This is a genomic window from Rhodopirellula sp. P2, from assembly GCF_028768465.1.
GTDB lineage: Bacteria > Planctomycetota > Planctomycetia > Pirellulales > Pirellulaceae > Rhodopirellula.
Genome location: NZ_CP118225.1, coordinates 6,029,133 through 6,045,818, shown reverse-complemented (window position 1 = coordinate 6,045,818; position 16,686 = coordinate 6,029,133). Strand labels below are relative to the sequence as shown.

Sequence of the window (16,686 nt, the reverse complement as noted above, 5' to 3'; positions counted from 1 at the left end):
TCGATCGGATGCCTCCGCGCACCAGCCACGAAGTGGCGACAGGATGTAGCCATCGGCGCCAGCCGATGGGTATCGAGGGAAACGAATCGGCGAAGTCCTGGAGGGACGGCAGGTGGTGCCGGCGGATTGACTCCTGTCGCCCCTTCAGGGCTTGGTGGGGTGTTGGGGAGTTTGTTTCCACGGGCTGACGCCCGTGGCGACAACATGTCGTCCCTGTCGGGACGGAGGTGAGCCACAACCCGCGAGCGAGAATCGCTGGCGGTGGACCTACAGCCCGGTGCTGGTGTGGATTAGGATATAGGACCAGCAAGCGCATGCTGCGTCTCGGCCCTTTCCTCCAACGAACGTCTCCACCATGCCTTTGTTCGAAATCGAAACCGACGCCCACATCATCATCACCTGGGCCGAAAACGAAGACGCCGCTCGCGAAGTGGTCGACGACGCCTACCCCGAAGACGAACTGATGCGGCTGACCAAACGCCCTCGCGATTCTTGGGTGATCAGCAAAGGTGCTCTGGGGCTGACCGACCGCACACTCGACCCGTGCATGACGGCTCGCGATTGCCTGAGCAAATCAGCGGGCGACAAAGTCAACGCGATCCGTTTGTACCGAATGGAAACGGGCTGCGACCTCGAACAAGCCCGCATCGCGATCGAATCCAATATGGTGATGGGATGGTGAAGGACTCGTTCGAGCCCTCCCCGCATCCTTTCTTTTTCGATTGAGATTTCATGATGAAACCAGCGTCGCTCCCCAACCCATGGCTGTGGTGTGCGTGGTTGATGCTGGTGCCTCTGCTCGCTGGCTGCGATGGTTGTCGCCAAGCAGGGGATGTCGATCTCAAAGAAGAGGTTGAGCAGCAAAAACTGCCTCCCTTCACGATCAGCTCCGCCAAGGCTTTCCCGGCGACGCGACCCGATGCGGGCACCAAAGGTGCCACGGACGGTGCGATCAAACCGGGGCACTGGTTTGCCGCGGGAGTGGCACTGAAGAGCAACCGTGAAGACGAACGCGGCGTGATCCAGACGGAAACGAAACTGACTCGCCCCGTCGACGCGTTCGCAGACACGGTGGAACAGGAAGAAATCGAACAGAGCCTCGAGGACGCTGCCGCTCGAACGGTCGGCAAGCCCTTCCGCGTCCGCCGGCCTGCTGTGCTGCCACGCGGCCAACGTCGCGAATTGGAAACCCGCGCCCTGGCTCCGGAAGCTGGCGGCAAGATGCTGGCAGGACTTCAACTCGACGGTGACTTCGTTTCGTCACGAAGCGGATCTTCCGTGCCCTTGCGACCAAGCATCTTTGCTGCATTGCCGACCCAGTCCTTCTTTTTTGTGGTGCTGACCGAACGATCCGAGCGATTCACTCGCCTGCAGACATCTGACTGGGTCGAACCGCTGCGAGCGATCGACGAATACTATCGACCAAGGGAAAACTACCGCATCGTCATCCCGGCCACGCAAGGCGTCTTGCCCCTGTCCGAAACGATGCTGGATTGGTCCTCCACCGCGGTGCTTTTCTGGGACGACCTGACATCGTCTGCTCTGACTCCCGGGCAGCGCAACGCCATCGTGGATTGGGTGCACTTCGGCGGCACCCTGATCGTCAACGGCCCCTCGGGAACAGACGCGATCGAGGACCCAAACCTGAAATCGCTGTTGCCGATTCAACCGGACGGCAATGAAGAGATCAACAGCGACAACGCGATCGCCTTTCTGAAGTCGCACCAGGTCTCGACCGACGAATCACTGCCAGCGATCCAGGCCAGGCTGACCAGCGACAGCAGCACCGTCGTGGTTGCCGGCCAGCCCGCCTCCGATGCGACTTCTCTGGGCGATGGCGATTTGGTCTATCAACGCCGAGTGGGGCGGGGGCGAATCGTGCACAGCCGAGTGGACCTGCTGAGCGAATGGATGACCGCTTGGAAATCCTACGACAGCTTCTTCAACAGCGCCGTGCTCGCCCGGCCGCCGCGACGATGCCGGACGGTCAATTCCTACCAATCAATGGTTCCAAGACCGTTCCTCAGTGAAGATGAAATCGACACGGTTTCCGAAGAGGAGATGGCAGCGGTCCTCAATCAACCCTCCTTCGAACAAAAGCTGGTGGGCATGACGCTGGAAGATGTCCCCCCATCGATCAACTCGAGCTTTCGATTGTTCACCCGCGACATGCGACTGGGAACGTCCGGCAACACAGCCACTGGATCGCCAACACCCGGCACATCCGCCGACGAACCGCCACGCGCCCCCGTTCGATCACCCAAGGACTATCGAAACCGGCTCGATTCAGAAACCTTGCTGCACCCAGTCAGCGGCGTGGGCGGTTGGAAAGACGACAGCCCAGTGCTGACATCGTTTCGAAATTCGCTGCAAGAACGGATTGGAGTCACGATCCCCGACTCGTCATTGGTCGTGAAGAGTTTGCTGATCTATTTGGTTGTTCTCATTCCCCTCAACTACGCCGTCTTCCGATGGATGGGGCGACTTGAGTGGGCGTGGCTGGCGATGATTCCGATTGCCTTGGTGGGTGCCTTCATGGTCGCGCGCGCCGCGCAACTGGACATGGGCTTCGCACGCAGCCGAAACGAACTGGCGTTGTTAGAAATTCCGCGGGAGCACGATCGCGGGCACCTGACTCGCACGATCGCGCTGTACAACTCGCTGGCCAGCAACTACTCGGTTCAATTCGAAACCCCTGACGCCGCGATCACCATGCTGACCTCTCGGCGGACCGATTCACGCAACGCGAACATGTTCGGCTCCGATGGGCTGACACTGCAACTTGGTTTTGAAGCAGGCCCGCGACTGGACGGCATCGCGGTCGGCAGCAACTCCTTCGCCGCCGTGCACACCGAACAAATGGTTTCGGTCGGCGGCCCGCTTTCGCTTTCGCAAGACGGCCGCACACTTCGCAACGATTCCAACTTGGACTTGACGGATGTCTACGTGATCCATCGTCCGTTGGGGGACGACGCGACTTCGAAAGTCGAGATTGCTGTGCTGGGAGGAGTCGCGCCAGGGGAATCGCCCTCGTTGTCCTATCAACCCGCCGAACAGATTCGAGTCGCCTCCGAAGTCGATTTCGGGATCCGGCAGTGCATGCAGCGAATCCTGACAAGCTCGTTTGTTCCCCCGGGCACCACTCGCTTGCTGGGACGACTCGCCAGCATCCCGCCGGACCAAGCCGATGCCGACGAAAGCTCCGCTTGGGGCGGTTTGGAAATTTCTCCCCAGTGCAGTCAAGTGAACGCTGACACGATCGTCTTGGCTCACCTGGAATACTCGCCGCTGCACACGCCTCAGCCAGACGAAAATTTGGCCGATGACTTCCGACCACGCACGACAAAGCTGGAGGAAGAAAAGCGGGCCAGCGAACAAGCACGGTCGAACTCTCCCAACACCGAAGAACCAGACACCTCGAAGGAAACGCCATGATCACCCTGGAAGGCTTCGGCAAAGACTACGGTGAGTTCACCGCGGTAGAATCAATCGACCTGCAAATCGAGGCTGGAGAAACGTTTGGTTTCATCGGCCCCAACGGGGCTGGCAAAAGCACCACGATTCGTTTCTTGGCGACGCTGCTGCGAGCCACTCGCGGACGTGGCGAGGTGGCGGGTTGCGATGTGATGAACGATCCCATGGGAGTCCGTCGGGCAATCGGGTACATGCCCGACAACTTTGGTGTCTACGACGGGATGCGAGTGTGGGAGTTCCTGGACTTCTTTGCGGTCGCGTATGGCATCGCCCGGTCGCAACGCGGACCGATCATCGACAACGTGCTTGAGCTGCTGGATCTGGGGCACAAACGAGACGATTTCGTCAACGGTTTGTCGCGTGGAATGAAACAGCGTTTGTGCTTGGCCAAGACGCTGGTGCACGATCCACCCGTGTTGATCTTGGACGAACCTGCCAGTGGTCTGGACCCGAGAGCCCGAGTGGAGGTCAAAGCGTTGTTGAAAGAGCTACGCCGGATGGGAAAAACGATCCTGATCAGCAGCCACATCCTGACCGAACTGGCCGACTGCTGCACCTCGATTGGAATCATCGAACAAGGCCAATTGCTGATGAGTGGCCCCATTGATCAGGTGTATCGCAAGATTCGACGTAACCGCACGGTCGAAATTGCCTTCACCGAAAACGCAGAAGCCGGGATCTCAATTCTGCGGAGCAGTCCCGCGCTGCGAGACCTGGAGTTGCGTCCCGACCGCGTGATCGCCGAGTTGGAAACCGACGATGCGGGGCTGGCGACATTGCTGAATCACTTGATCGCCCAAGGGGTTCAGATGCGATCGTTTTACGACCGAGACCCGACGCTCGAGGATGTCTTCATGAGTGTCACCGAAGGCCTGGTTTCCTAGAGCTCACAATGGCCAGTGAAGTGGCCAGCACGACTCATTCGTCCGGTGAGTCACGGCGAAAAACCGCCACGATGTCATCCACGGGAACCACGAACAGCTGATTGTCGTGTTCCAAATCCACCGGGATCGCGTTCTTGGGGTGGAACAGAATTTTGTCGTACTGACGCAGAGGCAACTCCTCGTCGTTTTCGACCACGGTGCTGATCGTCACGATGCGTCCCGTGATCGTGGGAATCTCGGCTGCATCGGGCAGCGCGATCCCGCCGCGGGTTTCGCGTTTGGGTTCGTCTTTTCGAACAAGCACCCGATCACCGATCGGCTCAACATATTCAAATACTTTGGGCGCGGTTTTCTTTTTTGCCATGTCTGTTTCTTAAGAGCACATTCAGATGGATCGTTGGGGGATTCGCGATGAATCCCTGGGCGTCGCGAGGGACCTGCGCCGCGACGCGATTGTTTCTCTGGCCGATTGCGAACGAGTCTTAGCGACCGTCCACTTTCGTGAAAATCATTTTGCCAGCGTTGGTCTGCAGCGTGCTGGTCACCCGCACATCAATCTCTTGCCCGATCTTGTGACGGCCACCTTCGACGACAACCATCGTGCCATCGTCCAAGTAACCAATGCCTTGCTCAGGCCCTTCGCCGGGTTTGATGATTCGCAACCGGAACGACTCGTCCGGCAAGAACACTGGTCGCAACGAATTGCTGATCTCGTTGAGATTGATGACCGGAACGCCTTGGACCTTGGCGACTTTGTTCAAGTTGTAATCACCGGTGACGACTTTGCCTTCCAGGTGCTTGGCCAACAGGACTAACTTCAAGTCAACCGTTTGCCCCGCCAGTTCCGGCAATTCGCGATCAAAGATCTGCAGGTCCACATTCTCGTCGGCACGCAAACGGTTGAGCACGTCCAGTCCGCGGCGACCGCGAGTGCGACGCAGTTTGTCACTGCTGTCCGCGATCGCCTGCAATTCGCTCAGTGCAAACCGCGGCATGATCAGTTGGTTGTCGAAAACTCCCGTGGCGACCAAGTCGGCGATTCGGCCGTCGATGACGACGCTGGTGTCCAGCACCAATGGCTTGAAACCTTTGACTTCGCGGACGAATTCCACATAGGGAATGAGAAACCGAAAGTCATCTTTGGTTTGCAGCAGCACCGACGTGCAGACATAGCACAGCACCAAACCGACAACCAATTGGAACACTCGCAGGTTGCTGGTCATCTCGATCAACGGCGCGGCAGCGATCGTCAGAATGAACGTCAGCAGGACACCGATCAGAACCCCAAAGTAAACCGAGGTGATCGTGTCGATCCGCTTCCGCGGGACATAAATGTCCAGCACCACAATCCCCACTGCCAGTCCCATGATGGCGACGAAGGTCAACCAAGGAACTGCCTCTGACCCGCCGCTGGGCAGAGAGGTGTTGATGATTGCTGAAACGCCTCCGGCGCACAGCAAAAAGATGAATCGCAGGACAATCAGTGCCATGGTGGGTGCGGCGTTGATCAAAACGCCGCTTCAGCAAAAACGGGGACGGAAAGAGAGGCTTCAGTGTAGATGCTACCGCTGGAACGCCCAGGGGGTTCGTTTGAACCGTAAATCACGGTGTTTTGCGTGAAAAAGCCGACCGGAAATGGCTTCCAACAACGCAAACTGGCTGACGGGAGGCAGCTCGCGGGGCAGGGGACTGGCCAAGCACTGGCGGTTTGATCCCCCAGTCGGAGCACCCGCAGTCGACATTCGCGGCTCACCAATCGGACAGGGGACCGTTCTTGGATTGTTGCAACACCAGGAATTGCTGATCGCAGAATCGATCCGTCATTCCCGCCAGGTACTCCCCGACCACCCGCTCTTTGGGTTTGTGTTCCAGCCGGCGGCGAAAACGCATTGGCAATCGTTCTGGGTTTCGTCTGAGGGCAGCGAACAAGGTGTGCACTCGATCGGCGGCGGCTTCGCGGACCGGCATCAACCGAGCGTGCCGATAAACCGCCTCGAACAAAAAACTCTCCAGTTCGGCACGTTCGGACGCCATGGTTGGTGAATGCCCGACCCGAATTCCGGCTTGGCAAGCGGCGTCGGCGGACAGGCCTTCGATGTTCTGCAAACGCTCGATTGAAACGTGCAGCAAATCACCCACTTGCAAATCAATCAGCTCGTGCACCAACAATTGCCGCAGCGGGCCAACGGGCAACTGCCCCGCCTTCTCGCGGACGCGTTGCAGCGTTCGGCGGACGATGGCCAGTTCCGACAAGGCGTCAATCGACAGCAATCCCATTTGCAGTGCGTCGTCAATGTCGTGAGCGTCGTAGGCGATCGAGTCAGCCGCATCCACAATCTGGACTTCTAGCAACGGTGCAATGCCGACCGCGGCCTCTGCTTTGTGCGCCCGGGTGTCCTGGCCGGCCAGAGTCTCCTGGGACAGGTTCAGCCCACGAAACGCGTGATAACGTTGTTCCAACTCTTGAACGATCGTGAGTGCGAATTGGTTGTGCGAAAAACCCCCGACCGAACGCATGCATTCTGAGAGAACGTCCTCGCCACAATGCCCAAAGGGCGGGTGCCCGATATCGTGCATCAGCGCGAGTGCCTCGGTCAGGTCTTCATTCAGTCGCAGCACACGAGCCAACGTCCTGGCCACGGAGGCTACTTCGAATGTGTGCGTCAAACGGGTTCGGTGGTAGGTGCCCATCTCTCCGGTGAACACCTGCATTTTTCCCGACAATCGGCGAAACGCGCTGCTGTGCAAGATGCGATCTCGGTCTCGACCGTAGGGGCCGCGGTAAGCGTGCGGTTCCTCGGGATGGATTCGCCCCGCCGTGTCGGAACTGTGCATCGCGTAGGACGCCAGCAACAAGTGTTCACGGTCAGCGAAACGGCGAAGATCGATCATCGGACCGGCTAATGACATGAGACGTCGTTCCATCAATGCCGACGGGTGCCGGCGAGTAAATTCAGTGAATCAGCAAACAGCGGATTCTCGGTCGACACCTCCATCATCAGATGCCGGGCAACGGCAGGATCCACTTCCACCCTGATAACATGCCGCACGAAATGTGCCGTGAAGCCACTCGCCGCCACAATCATTCAATGAAATTCAAATCCACCGCTCAAACAGCCACTGCCAAAACGGGTGGTGAAGCGGCGGCGGCCGAGTGCCCGAGACCACCCCGCAGCCAATTTCCGGTTCAGCGGAACCCTTGGGAGTGACCTGCGACCAGTCCAGAGTAGCTTTTCACGCGAAATTCTCCCATAGCACCTGGCAGGATCCGTCCCCACCGACGTGAGTCAAACTGTCACCCCAACACGAATGGGCCGCGTTTTGTGGGTTTTTTCATGCCAAACGATGCCCGAGGCGTGATCGGACCACTCTCCAGGTAGGTTGCATCTGTTCACGATCGCGGTTGTCGTGCCAAAACATCGGAATAGACTGACGCCTGCCGAATCGATGCGGTCCCTGCAAACGATTCTCGCGTCTTTTTCTGCCCCATCGTCACAATCGGCATCCCCCCTCTCCTTGATTGACAGCATGACTGATCCCACCCTCGGCTCCGAATCCCCCCTTCCAGCCGCTGTCTCCGCGTCGACCGCGGCCCCGATCACCAATCGATTCCGTCCGGCCAAAGTCATCATGGCCCTGCCGGCCTACAACGAAGAGCAGTCTCTGCCAGAATTGCTGGAACGAATCGGCGAAGCGTTTGCAGACAGTGGCCTGCCTTATGAAGTCGTCATTGTCGATGATGGCAGCCAGGACGACACCGCGAAGATCGCCTCACAGATGTCGTTTCAAATGCCCATTCACTTGGTGCGGCACGAGGTCAATCAGGGGCTCGGCGTCACCATTCGGGACGGTTTGAAAGAAGCCGTCGACCGCGCCGGTGAGCGCGACATCATCGTCACCATGGACGCTGACAACACTCACCCACCGGGATTGATCAACCGCATGGTGCAATCGGTCCACGAAGGCTGCGACTGTGTGATCGCATCGCGTTTTCAAAATGGATCGCGAGTCGTGGGCGTGCCGATCGAGCGTCACTTCCTCAGCATCGGGGCTCGCGTTTTGTTCACGGTGTTGTTTCCAACCCGTGGTGTTCGCGATTACACGTCCGGATACCGAGCCTACCGAGCATCGGCACTGCGAGACGCGTTTGAGCACTACGGCGACGACTTTGTTGGCGAGACCGGCTTTTCGTGCATGGCGGACATCTTGCTGAAGCTTCGCAAACAAGGCTGCGTGTTTGGCGAATCGCCCCTGCGTCTGCGATACGACCAAAAGGGTGGCGACAGCAAAATGCAAGTCTTCAAGACCATCTGGCTGACGCTCAAGATGTTGGGCCGGCACCGGGTCAAGGGATCCTGATTGATGTCGGTTGCTCCCCCGTCCAATCCGACATCCGACTTGGCTGCCTCGGCCGCCATCCCATCCAACCTCAGTCACGATGGAACCCCCAGCAGCCGCTGGTTGGTCATCGGGGGCGGTGTGATGGGGTTGCAAGTCGCTCGTGACCTGATCGATCGGGGACAACAGGTCACGATCGCCGAAGCCGCACCCACCTTTGGTGGGCTCACGAGTGCCTGGAATCTGGGCGACGTGGTTTGGGATCGCTTCTACCACGTCACGCTGCTCAGCGACACCAAACTGCGCGACCTCCTGACCGACCTGGGTTTGGAATCACAGATGGACTGGGTGGAAACCAAGACGGGGTTCTACTCGGACGGCCAACTGATTTCGATGAGCAACACGGCGGAGTTCCTGAAATTCCCGCCGCTGAATTTGATTCAAAAGCTCCGACTCGGCGGCACCATCTTCTACGCCTCGAAAATCAAAAACTGGCGTCGACTCGAAAAACTGTCCGTTGAAAAGTGGCTGCGGCGTTGGTCCGGCAAAGGTGTCTTTGAAAAGATCTGGCAACCGCTTCTCCAAGCCAAGCTGGGCGAAGCCTACAAGCAAACCTCCGCCGCCTTCATCTGGGCCCACACCGCTCGGATGTACAAAGCCCGTCGCAGCGGCATGAAGACCGAGATGTTCGGCTATGTCCCCGGTGGCTACGCGACGATCTTGGACAAGTGGGTTGGCTGGCTGAAAGAACGCGGCGCTGAAACGCTGGTGTCATCGCCAGCTCGCCGAGTCACCAAACTCGATGGCGGTGAGTTCGAAGTCGACTTTGGCGATGGACGCGTGCAAAAATTCGACAACGTTGTCTCCACCATCGCGTCCCCTGTCATCGCGGACACGGTGCCGCAACTGTCCGACGAGGAAAAGAACAAGCATCGTGGGATTCGATACCTCGGTGTGGTTTGCGCTTCGATGCTGATGAAGAAACCGATCAGCGAATACTACGTGACGAACATCACCGACACGTGGGTTCCACTGACCGCTGTGATCGAAATGTCGACGATCGTGAACTCCGAAAAGCAACTGGGCGGCAATCATTTGGTCTATCTGCCCAAGTACTTGCCTGACGACCACGAAGGGTTGAACGAGTCCGACGAGGACTACCAGGAAAAATGCTTGTCGACGCTTGAGAAGATGTACGACCACTTCTCTCGGGATCAAGTCCTGGATTTCAAGATCGCACGCGCCAAATACGTCGCGGCGCTTGCCACGATCGATTACTCCACGCGACTTCCCGACATTGTGACCAGCGTCCCTGGCTTTTACGCTTTGAACTCCGCTCACATCGTCAAAGGCAATTTGAACGTCAACGAGACCATCACGCTGGGCGAAGAGAAGTTCTCCGAAGAAGTCTGGCCCGACTACCAACGTCGCGTTGCAAAGTGATCTGATCGCCATGCCCCACGCCGCTCCTCCTCGACTGCTCGGCGTGTTGCTTGCCGGCGGGCTTTCCTCACGCATGGGGACGCCGAAGGCTTTGCTACCACATCCAGGCGGCGGAACATTTTTGACGCACAGTCTCCAGCGTCTGCGATCGGTTTGTGCGGATGAGGTGGTGGTCAGCTTGGCCTCGGAGGCCCATCGAGACCAACTCCGATTGCCGTCGTCGGTCCCCGCTTTGTTTGATTCCCAACCGGCCAGGGGACCAGCAATGGGCGTGTGGGTCGCCCTGCAACACGCGGCGTCCAACGGTGACGACGGTTGCTTGTTTACCCCCGTGGATCTGCCCAACTTGCTGGCCGATGATCTGCTGACCTTGGTTCACGCTTGGCAGGAATCCCCTCGACAAATCGTCCTGGCCCAGCAAGCGGATCCTGAGCGTCTGCAACCGCTGGTGGGAATCTATCCGGTCCACTGCGTCCAACAGATCCAAAGTGTTGTCGAATCTGAACACCGCAGTCTGTATCGTACCCTGCGTTCGATTGACCGCCGGACCGTTGTGATTCCCTCGATCCGACTTCGTAACGTCAACACGCCCGCTGATCTGGGCCCTCCTTTCGACAACAGCTGATTGAACCACCATGAACGCCGCTTCCCCTTTCGCGTTCGACTCACCCGATCAAGCCATCCAGGCTCTCTCACAGCGAATCACCGCGACGGATGTCGAGAGCGTGGACTTCAGTCGGTTGCGGGCTTCCCTGCAACCGATTCATCGCCGGATCTTGGGGCAACCGGTCTTGGCGGATCGCGACAGTCCCGCGGCGGATGTCTCCGCGATGGACGGGTACGCGATCTGCGAATCCGATTTGCAGCGAGACGGCCTCATTCACGTGGCGGGCGAGAGCGTTCCGGGGTCGGCACCGCCGTCGCGACCCGACTCCGGCATCATCCGGATTTTTACCGGCGCGATCGTTCCAGAGGGCTGCGACCGGGTCATCCAGCGGGAACACACCGAAGAGCTGACCGGAACTTCGTCCGACGTTTCCAATTCGTTCGGTCAAATTCGCTGGACTGACCGAGCTCGCTCGATTCCCTCGGGAGCCAACATTCGCCGCCAAGGGGAAAACCTGACGGCAGGATCCGTTGCAATTCCAGCGGGCTTGGAACTGACCTCCCCGCGACTTGCCGCGTTGACCAACTTTGGTGTTTCCCAAGTGCACGTCCATCACCGCGTCCGCGTCGCTGTGTTGACGACCGGTGACGAGTTGGCCCCCAGTTCACTGGATGACCAAGCTGGCACGGACCAGGCACCGTTGCCGCCTTGGAAGATTCGCAACAGCAACGCCTCGGCGCTGGTCGGATTGCTTGCCAATCAGCCGTGGATCGAGTGTGCCCTGCCGACGCATGCGGTGGACGAACCAAACGCACTCCGGGCAGCCGTGCTCAGCGCAATCGAACATCATGACGTGGTTTTGATGACCGGCGGGGTCTCCATGGGCGACTACGACTATGTGCCTCGAATCTTGCAAGAGGTCGGTGCCGAGATTGTCTTTCACAAGCTGCCGTTGCGTCCAGGCAAGCCGATCTTGGGTGCGATTCATCCGACCTCAACCCGGTCCACGCTGATCCTTGGCCTGCCCGGCAACCCGGTGAGCGCCACGATGGGGGCCCGTCGTTTCGCGCTGCCACTGATTCGCAAGTTCGCCGGCATACGCGACTGGGCCGAATGCCCGCCGCACGTGATGCTTCGCGAAATTGGCGACAAGACATTGCCGCTGCACTGGATGCGTGGCGTCCGGATGATCCAGCCCGGTGTTGCGGAGCTTGTCCTTGGGAAGGGATCCGGTGACTTGGCGACACTTGCCTTGACCGATGGCTTCATCGAGATGCCACCCCATGCCAGTCACGCCGGGCCGTGGCCATACTTCGCCTGGTGATTCATTCCGCTAAGCAGGTCGGCTGAAATGATCAAGCACAACCATGTGAGCCGTTTGGGCGTTCGCCTGGCCTGCGCGTGAAAACCGTGGCTAACGCCAACGGCTCACATACCCGATGACACCTGCGTACCTGCTTCGCGTTTGCGATTCCAAAGAAAAACGCCCGAGCATTGGAATGCTCGAGCGTTTTGAGATGGGATCTTCGGAGCGAGAATCAGGCGAACTGGTAGCCTTCTTCGCCGTGGTCCGAAATGTCTAAACCGCGTTGCTCGCTTTCGGCGGGAACTCGCAAACCGATGAAGATGTCGATCAACTTGAGAAGGATCAAACTTCCCAAACCGGCAAACACATAGGTGACCAGCACCGCAACGATTTGGCCGATGACCAACGTGAAGTCGCCGCCCGATTCAATCAATCCGATTGGCACGCCGTCACTGACGTCCCAGGCCGCACGAGTCGCGAAAACACCGGTCAAGATTGCACCGAGAGTTCCGCCCACACCGTGGACACCAAAGGCGTCCAACGCGTCGTCATAATGAAATTTGTGTTTCAGGGTTGAACAGGCCCAGTAACAAATGCCACCAGCCAAAGCGCCCATCACCAAGGCTGGCATCGGTTGCACAAATCCAGCCGCAGGGGTGATGCAAACCAATCCGGCAACCGCACCACTGCTGGCACCCAAAACGGTTGGCTTGCCGAGCACCAGCCATTCCAGCGTCACCCAGGCGACCGCTCCGGCGGCGGCCGAAAAGTGAGTCACCGCAAACGCGCTGGCGGTCAGCTCATCCGATGCCAGTTGGCTGCCAGCGTTGAAACCGAACCATCCCACCCACAACATCGCCGCACCCAACGCGGTGTAAGTCAAATTGTGCGGCTGCAACGGCTCGCGTGGGTAACCCATTCGAGGACCAATCAACAGCGCCGCGACCAAGGCCGAGATGCCACTGCTGATGTGCACGACCGTTCCGCCAGCGAAGTCCAGTGCCCCGCCTGCCAGGGCTTTGTCACCCGCGAAGTACGACAGCGGTCCTTCATCCCAAACCCAGTGCGTCAGCGGGCAATAGATGAACGTTCCCCACAGGATCGAAAAGATCACCATCGCACTGAACTTCATCCGCTCGGCAAACGCGCCGCAGATCAGCGCGGGCGTGATGATGAAGAACATGCCTTGGAACAACATGTGGGTCAGACGCGTCATCGAGCCTTCCATCGGAGTGATGGCTCTGCCCAGGTCTTCGTCCCAGTATCGCTGCACACCGTCCATGAACAGGTAGTCGAAGTTGCCGAACCAGCCACCTTGGCCGCCAAATGCGAACGAGTAACCGTACAGTGCCCACAGCACCGTCATCATTCCCATCAAAAAGATGCACTGCATCAACACACTGAGGACGTTTTTGCGACGCACCAAACCGCCATAGAACATGGCCAGTCCCGGTGCGGTCATGAACAGCACCAAGGCACAGCAAACCAGCATCCAACCGTTGTGGCCGGCCAGCAGGGCCTCATCGACTCCCGCTTGCAGGCTTTCCAACGTCGGGGCTTCGGATTCAGCGGCTGCTTCCGTTTCTGCCGCGGGGACCTCGGATTCGGGGGGGGAATTCTCTGGTGTCGAGGTCTCCGCGCCGGAGGTTCCCGCCACCTCGTCCTGCGCCAGCAAGCTGGAAGCCGGCAAGCCGACCAGGGGCACTCCGAGGATGCACGTGAGCAAACAAACGGCAACTAACACGCGTGGCAACATTCCGGGGGGTCTCCAGTGACAAGTCGATGGGGAGGATGGACCATGACACACCCGTTTGCGTTCCAGCGGCCTGTGGGGAGGGCCACACGCTGGCGTTGCAATCGAGTCACTGCTCGAGTTCAATTCTCGAGAGCAAGCGGACCGCACTCGACGCAATCGACACGTGCGTTCATCATGATTTCCGGTAGAATACGGTGACGGTCCGACCCGGGACACCCTGCCCCGCACGGCAAAGGTGTCATCCTGACCTCAACCATGCCCTTTCGCGGCCCTCCCACCCATCCTGTGGCCCCATGCGTTTTGTTTCGTTGATTCACCAAAGCACGAAAATTGCTGGTTTTGGGTTGCTCCTGGCGCTCGTTCCGGCTGTTCAAGCGGCCCCACCCGAGGGAATTGCCGCTCAAATTGAAAGCTTGTCCAGCGATTCTTATTTGCGTCGCGAGAAGGCCACGGAGGCTTTGCTCAAGGCCGGCCCGGTTGCGATTGAGCCGTTGCTGCAGGTCCTCGAGCGAGGCGACCTGGAGACCACTCAGCGAGCGATTGGCATTTTGCAGTCGATCGCGATGGCTCGCCCGATTCTCGAAGGCGAATCCGAGCGTCCCAAATTGGCTCGACCGGATCCCAACGAACCGGATGCTTGGGCAACGTTGCTGGCCCTGTCCACGATGGGCGGCAGTCGCGGTGAGCGAGCCACCATGGCGGTGGAGGAAATCACGCAAGTGCGACGGGCGCAGACCATCCAAACGTTGACGATGCAGGGAGCGATGATCGGCGTCAAAGAATTCGTCTATGGCGCGACCACCAACCTGCAACGCATCGTCGAGGTCACGGAGGGCTACACCGGTGAAGATTCGCTGCTCGAACTGCTTCGCTGGATCGACAAGGTCGAGTTCGCTCGCATCGAAGGGCCTGCCATTCGGCAAGGTGTGCTGAAGGGTGTGATCCAAATGCCCGATCTGAAGACGCTGTCGTTGCTGTACGGCGAGATCGATCTGGAAACGATGAAGGTCATCGGTGATTTGGATTCGATTGATCACTTGGAATTCCGTTATGTCCCGCTCAATGACGAATTGATCGATGCCATCGCGAAACTGCCGATTCGCATTTCGCTGACCCTCAATGGCACTGATCTCTCAACCGAGCGGGTCGACGCGTTGCGGCAAACGCTGCCGGGGTTGAACATTGAATTCAAACGCGGTGGTTTCTTGGGCGTCCGCTGCAACGATTCCTTCAATGAATGCATCATCCAGAGTGTCGTCGAAGGCAGCGGCGCCGAAGTCGCGGGACTGCTTCCCAGTGACGTGATCATCCGAGCCAATGGCGAACCCATTCGAAAATTCGCGGACCTGCAAGCCATCATCAACACGCGAGATCCCGGGCAAACCATTCGCATCGGGTATCGACGCCGCAACGTCGAGTATGAAGCCGACGCGAAACTTGGCAAACTGACTGAGCCCAACTGACAGCGTCCAGATCACAGATCGAAACCAACGGGGCGACTGTCCACCGTCGGTTCGCTTCCCGCTTTCAACGCCTCTCATTCATCCAGCACCATCGACACCGAAGCCCCGCAGATCGATACCGGCAATTGGCGTGATTCCAACTGGCGGTCTCGAGTGCGCCAGCGCTTGCTGACCTGGTTCTCTGAAAACGCACGCGACCTGCCTTGGCGTCGAGACCACTCGCCGTACCGGGTTTGGATCAGCGAGATCATGTGCCAGCAAACTCAGGTGGCCACGGTCCTCCCGTACTTTGAACGGTTCCTCAGCACGTACCCAACCATTCGCGATTTGTCGGCCGCCGATGAAAGCCAGCTGATGCGAATGTGGGAAGGTCTGGGGTACTACCGCCGGGCCAGGTCATTGCATGCGGCTGCGAAAAAGATGGCGACGGAACACGATGGCGAGTTTCCCGATTCGTTTGAGGACGTGTTGGCGCTGCCTGGGATTGGGCGGTACACCGCCGGAGCCATCCTGTCGATTTCTCGCAATGAGGCGTTCCCGATTCTGGAGGGCAACACCCAGCGGGTTTTCAGCCGCTGGATCGGACTGACCACGCCGCCGACGGAAAAGGTCGCTCAGTCGCGATTGTGGGAATTGTCGGACAAGATGTTGCCACGAAAAAAGGCCAGCGACCGAACCAATGGGCCGGCGGGATTCAATCAAGCCGCGATGGAATTGGGGGCTCTGATCTGCTCGCCCAAGTCGCCCAAATGCGATGTGTGCCCGGTCGCGACAATGTGCCACGCCCATCGAATGGGGCTGCAAGCTGAAATCCCTGGCAAGATCAGCAAGGTTCAATACGAATCACGCACTGAGATCGCCGTCGTGATTTCAAGAGCTGAAAAGTACTTGGTTCGCACCATCCCTGAAGGCGTTCGGTTCGCCGGGATGATTGATTTCCCACGTGCTGGACCGCCAGAGGCCGAGGACGTGCTCGGCATGGAATCGTGGCTGGCCGAGCAACTTGGTGGCGACGTGACGCTCGGGATGCGTTTGAAAACCATCAAACACGCGGTCACTCGCTACCGAATGACGCTGCACATTCACCTCGCCGATTGGGCGGGGGCGAATGCAGGCGACAACTCGGACGAGCAGCAGGGGCCGCTTCCGGAGCCTTGGCGGTGGGCCTCCATCGAGGAACTGGCGGACCTGCCAATGTCGGTGACCGGACGCAAAATCGTCCGCTTGCTGGACCGTCCACAGCGGTCTCTTTTTTCAGAGGGCTGAGTCTCGGGGCAGGGGTGGGGAATCCATGCCCGCGTCGGGATTCGAATCGCGTCGAATGAGCCTGATTTCAGTCACACCTGCTGGCAGAGATGCTAAAATATGACTCCTGCCTCCAGGCCAGAAAACGACGTGTTTTGTGCCGCCTTCTG

General features: G+C 58.8%; 14 protein-coding genes. 9 read left to right on the top strand and 5 right to left on the bottom strand.

The features are described from left to right. The first annotated feature begins 355 nt into the window (after positions 1–355). The 3 genes from PSR62_RS21295 to PSR62_RS21285 are packed head-to-tail and all read left to right on the top strand — an operon-like array spanning position 356 to position 4,358. Complete coding sequence (locus PSR62_RS21295) at positions 356–682, top strand: DUF6793 family protein (protein WP_047817350.1); 327 nt, start codon at positions 356–358, stop codon at positions 680–682. 50 nt (positions 683–732) lie between these two features. Beyond that, on the top strand, positions 733–3,435 hold the full coding sequence (locus tag PSR62_RS21290; RefSeq protein WP_274404994.1) for a hypothetical protein: 2,703 nt from the start codon (positions 733–735) through the stop codon (positions 3,433–3,435). Further along, positions 3,432–4,358 carry an ABC transporter ATP-binding protein gene (locus tag PSR62_RS21285; protein WP_274404993.1) on the top strand — a complete coding sequence of 309 codons (927 nt, stop codon included), beginning with the start codon at positions 3,432–3,434 and terminating at the stop codon, positions 4,356–4,358. The genes PSR62_RS21290 and PSR62_RS21285 overlap by 4 nt, the downstream gene beginning before the upstream one ends. 34 nt (positions 4,359–4,392) lie before the next feature. Here the strand turns inward: PSR62_RS21285 and PSR62_RS21280 are convergent, their stop codons facing one another. From PSR62_RS21280 to PSR62_RS21265, 4 genes are all read right to left on the bottom strand, one after another. Continuing rightward, on the bottom strand, positions 4,393–4,722 hold the full coding sequence (locus PSR62_RS21280) for a co-chaperone GroES (RefSeq protein WP_274404992.1): 330 nt from the start codon (positions 4,720–4,722) through the stop codon (positions 4,393–4,395). Positions 4,723–4,840: 118 nt separating this feature from the next. Beyond that, positions 4,841–5,848: a PIN/TRAM domain-containing protein gene (locus tag PSR62_RS21275; RefSeq protein WP_047817449.1), complete on the bottom strand. Its 1,008-nt coding sequence runs from the start codon at positions 5,846–5,848 to the stop codon at positions 4,841–4,843. Between the two features lie 259 nt (positions 5,849–6,107). Beyond that, positions 6,108–7,250, bottom strand: coding sequence for a dGTP triphosphohydrolase (dgt, locus tag PSR62_RS21270; RefSeq protein ID WP_047817450.1), 1,143 nt, complete (start codon positions 7,248–7,250; stop codon positions 6,108–6,110). 32 nt (positions 7,251–7,282) lie between these two features. Then, the gene (locus PSR62_RS21265) at positions 7,283–7,444 is read right to left on the bottom strand and encodes a hypothetical protein (protein WP_274404991.1); all 162 of its coding nucleotides are present in this window, start codon (positions 7,442–7,444) and stop codon (positions 7,283–7,285) included. 442 nt (positions 7,445–7,886) lie between these two features. On the opposite strand from PSR62_RS21265, the gene PSR62_RS21260 reads away from it, so the two are divergent. From PSR62_RS21260 to PSR62_RS21245, 4 genes are read left to right on the top strand one after another with little or no spacing between them, the layout of a single operon-like run. Continuing rightward, positions 7,887–8,717 carry a glycosyltransferase gene (locus PSR62_RS21260; RefSeq protein WP_274404990.1) on the top strand — a complete coding sequence of 277 codons (831 nt, stop codon included), beginning with the start codon at positions 7,887–7,889 and terminating at the stop codon, positions 8,715–8,717. A 3-nt stretch (positions 8,718–8,720) separates the two neighbouring features. After that, positions 8,721–10,139: an NAD(P)/FAD-dependent oxidoreductase gene (locus PSR62_RS21255; protein WP_274404989.1), complete on the top strand. Its 1,419-nt coding sequence runs from the start codon at positions 8,721–8,723 to the stop codon at positions 10,137–10,139. A gap of 10 nt (positions 10,140–10,149) precedes the next feature. After that, entirely contained in the window at positions 10,150–10,764 is a 615-nt protein-coding gene (locus tag PSR62_RS21250; protein WP_274404988.1) for a molybdenum cofactor guanylyltransferase, read from the top strand. A gap of 10 nt (positions 10,765–10,774) precedes the next feature. Next, complete coding sequence (locus tag PSR62_RS21245; RefSeq protein ID WP_274404987.1) at positions 10,775–12,070, top strand: molybdopterin molybdotransferase MoeA; 1,296 nt, start codon at positions 10,775–10,777, stop codon at positions 12,068–12,070. 214 nt (positions 12,071–12,284) lie between these two features. Here PSR62_RS21245 and PSR62_RS21240 read toward each other — a convergent pair whose 3' ends face one another. Next, positions 12,285–13,808: an ammonium transporter gene (locus tag PSR62_RS21240; RefSeq protein ID WP_274404986.1), complete on the bottom strand. Its 1,524-nt coding sequence runs from the start codon at positions 13,806–13,808 to the stop codon at positions 12,285–12,287. Positions 13,809–14,221: 413 nt separating this feature from the next. On the opposite strand from PSR62_RS21240, the gene PSR62_RS21235 reads away from it, so the two are divergent. Next, the gene (locus PSR62_RS21235) at positions 14,222–15,271 is read left to right on the top strand and encodes a PDZ domain-containing protein (protein WP_274404985.1); all 1,050 of its coding nucleotides are present in this window, start codon (positions 14,222–14,224) and stop codon (positions 15,269–15,271) included. A 153-nt stretch (positions 15,272–15,424) separates the two neighbouring features. After that, complete coding sequence (gene mutY / locus PSR62_RS21230) at positions 15,425–16,537, top strand: A/G-specific adenine glycosylase (RefSeq protein ID WP_443217314.1); 1,113 nt, start codon at positions 15,425–15,427, stop codon at positions 16,535–16,537. Positions 16,538–16,686: the final 149 nt, after the last annotated feature.

Excerpts from the sequence above, each read along its gene's own strand:
- PSR62_RS21275 (WP_047817449.1), bottom strand. The coding sequence starts at position 5,848 with ATGGCACTGATTGTCCTGCGATTCATCTTTTTGCTGTGCGCCGGAGGC.
- PSR62_RS21280 (WP_274404992.1), bottom strand. The coding sequence starts at position 4,722 with ATGGCAAAAAAGAAAACCGCGCCCAAAGTATTTGAATATGTTGAGCCG.
- PSR62_RS21265 (WP_274404991.1), bottom strand. The coding sequence starts at position 7,444 with ATGATTGTGGCGGCGAGTGGCTTCACGGCACATTTCGTGCGGCATGTT.
- PSR62_RS21250 (WP_274404988.1), top strand. The coding sequence starts at position 10,150 with ATGCCCCACGCCGCTCCTCCTCGACTGCTCGGCGTGTTGCTTGCCGGC.
- PSR62_RS21245 (WP_274404987.1), top strand. The coding sequence starts at position 10,775 with ATGAACGCCGCTTCCCCTTTCGCGTTCGACTCACCCGATCAAGCCATC.
- PSR62_RS21255 (WP_274404989.1), top strand. The coding sequence starts at position 8,721 with ATGTCGGTTGCTCCCCCGTCCAATCCGACATCCGACTTGGCTGCCTCG.
- dgt (WP_047817450.1), bottom strand. The coding sequence starts at position 7,250 with ATGATCGATCTTCGCCGTTTCGCTGACCGTGAACACTTGTTGCTGGCG.
- PSR62_RS21260 (WP_274404990.1), top strand. The coding sequence starts at position 7,887 with ATGACTGATCCCACCCTCGGCTCCGAATCCCCCCTTCCAGCCGCTGTC.
- PSR62_RS21240 (WP_274404986.1), bottom strand. The coding sequence starts at position 13,808 with ATGTTGCCACGCGTGTTAGTTGCCGTTTGTTTGCTCACGTGCATCCTC.
- PSR62_RS21285 (WP_274404993.1), top strand. The coding sequence starts at position 3,432 with ATGATCACCCTGGAAGGCTTCGGCAAAGACTACGGTGAGTTCACCGCG.
- PSR62_RS21290 (WP_274404994.1), top strand. The coding sequence starts at position 733 with ATGATGAAACCAGCGTCGCTCCCCAACCCATGGCTGTGGTGTGCGTGG.
- PSR62_RS21295 (WP_047817350.1), top strand. The coding sequence starts at position 356 with ATGCCTTTGTTCGAAATCGAAACCGACGCCCACATCATCATCACCTGG.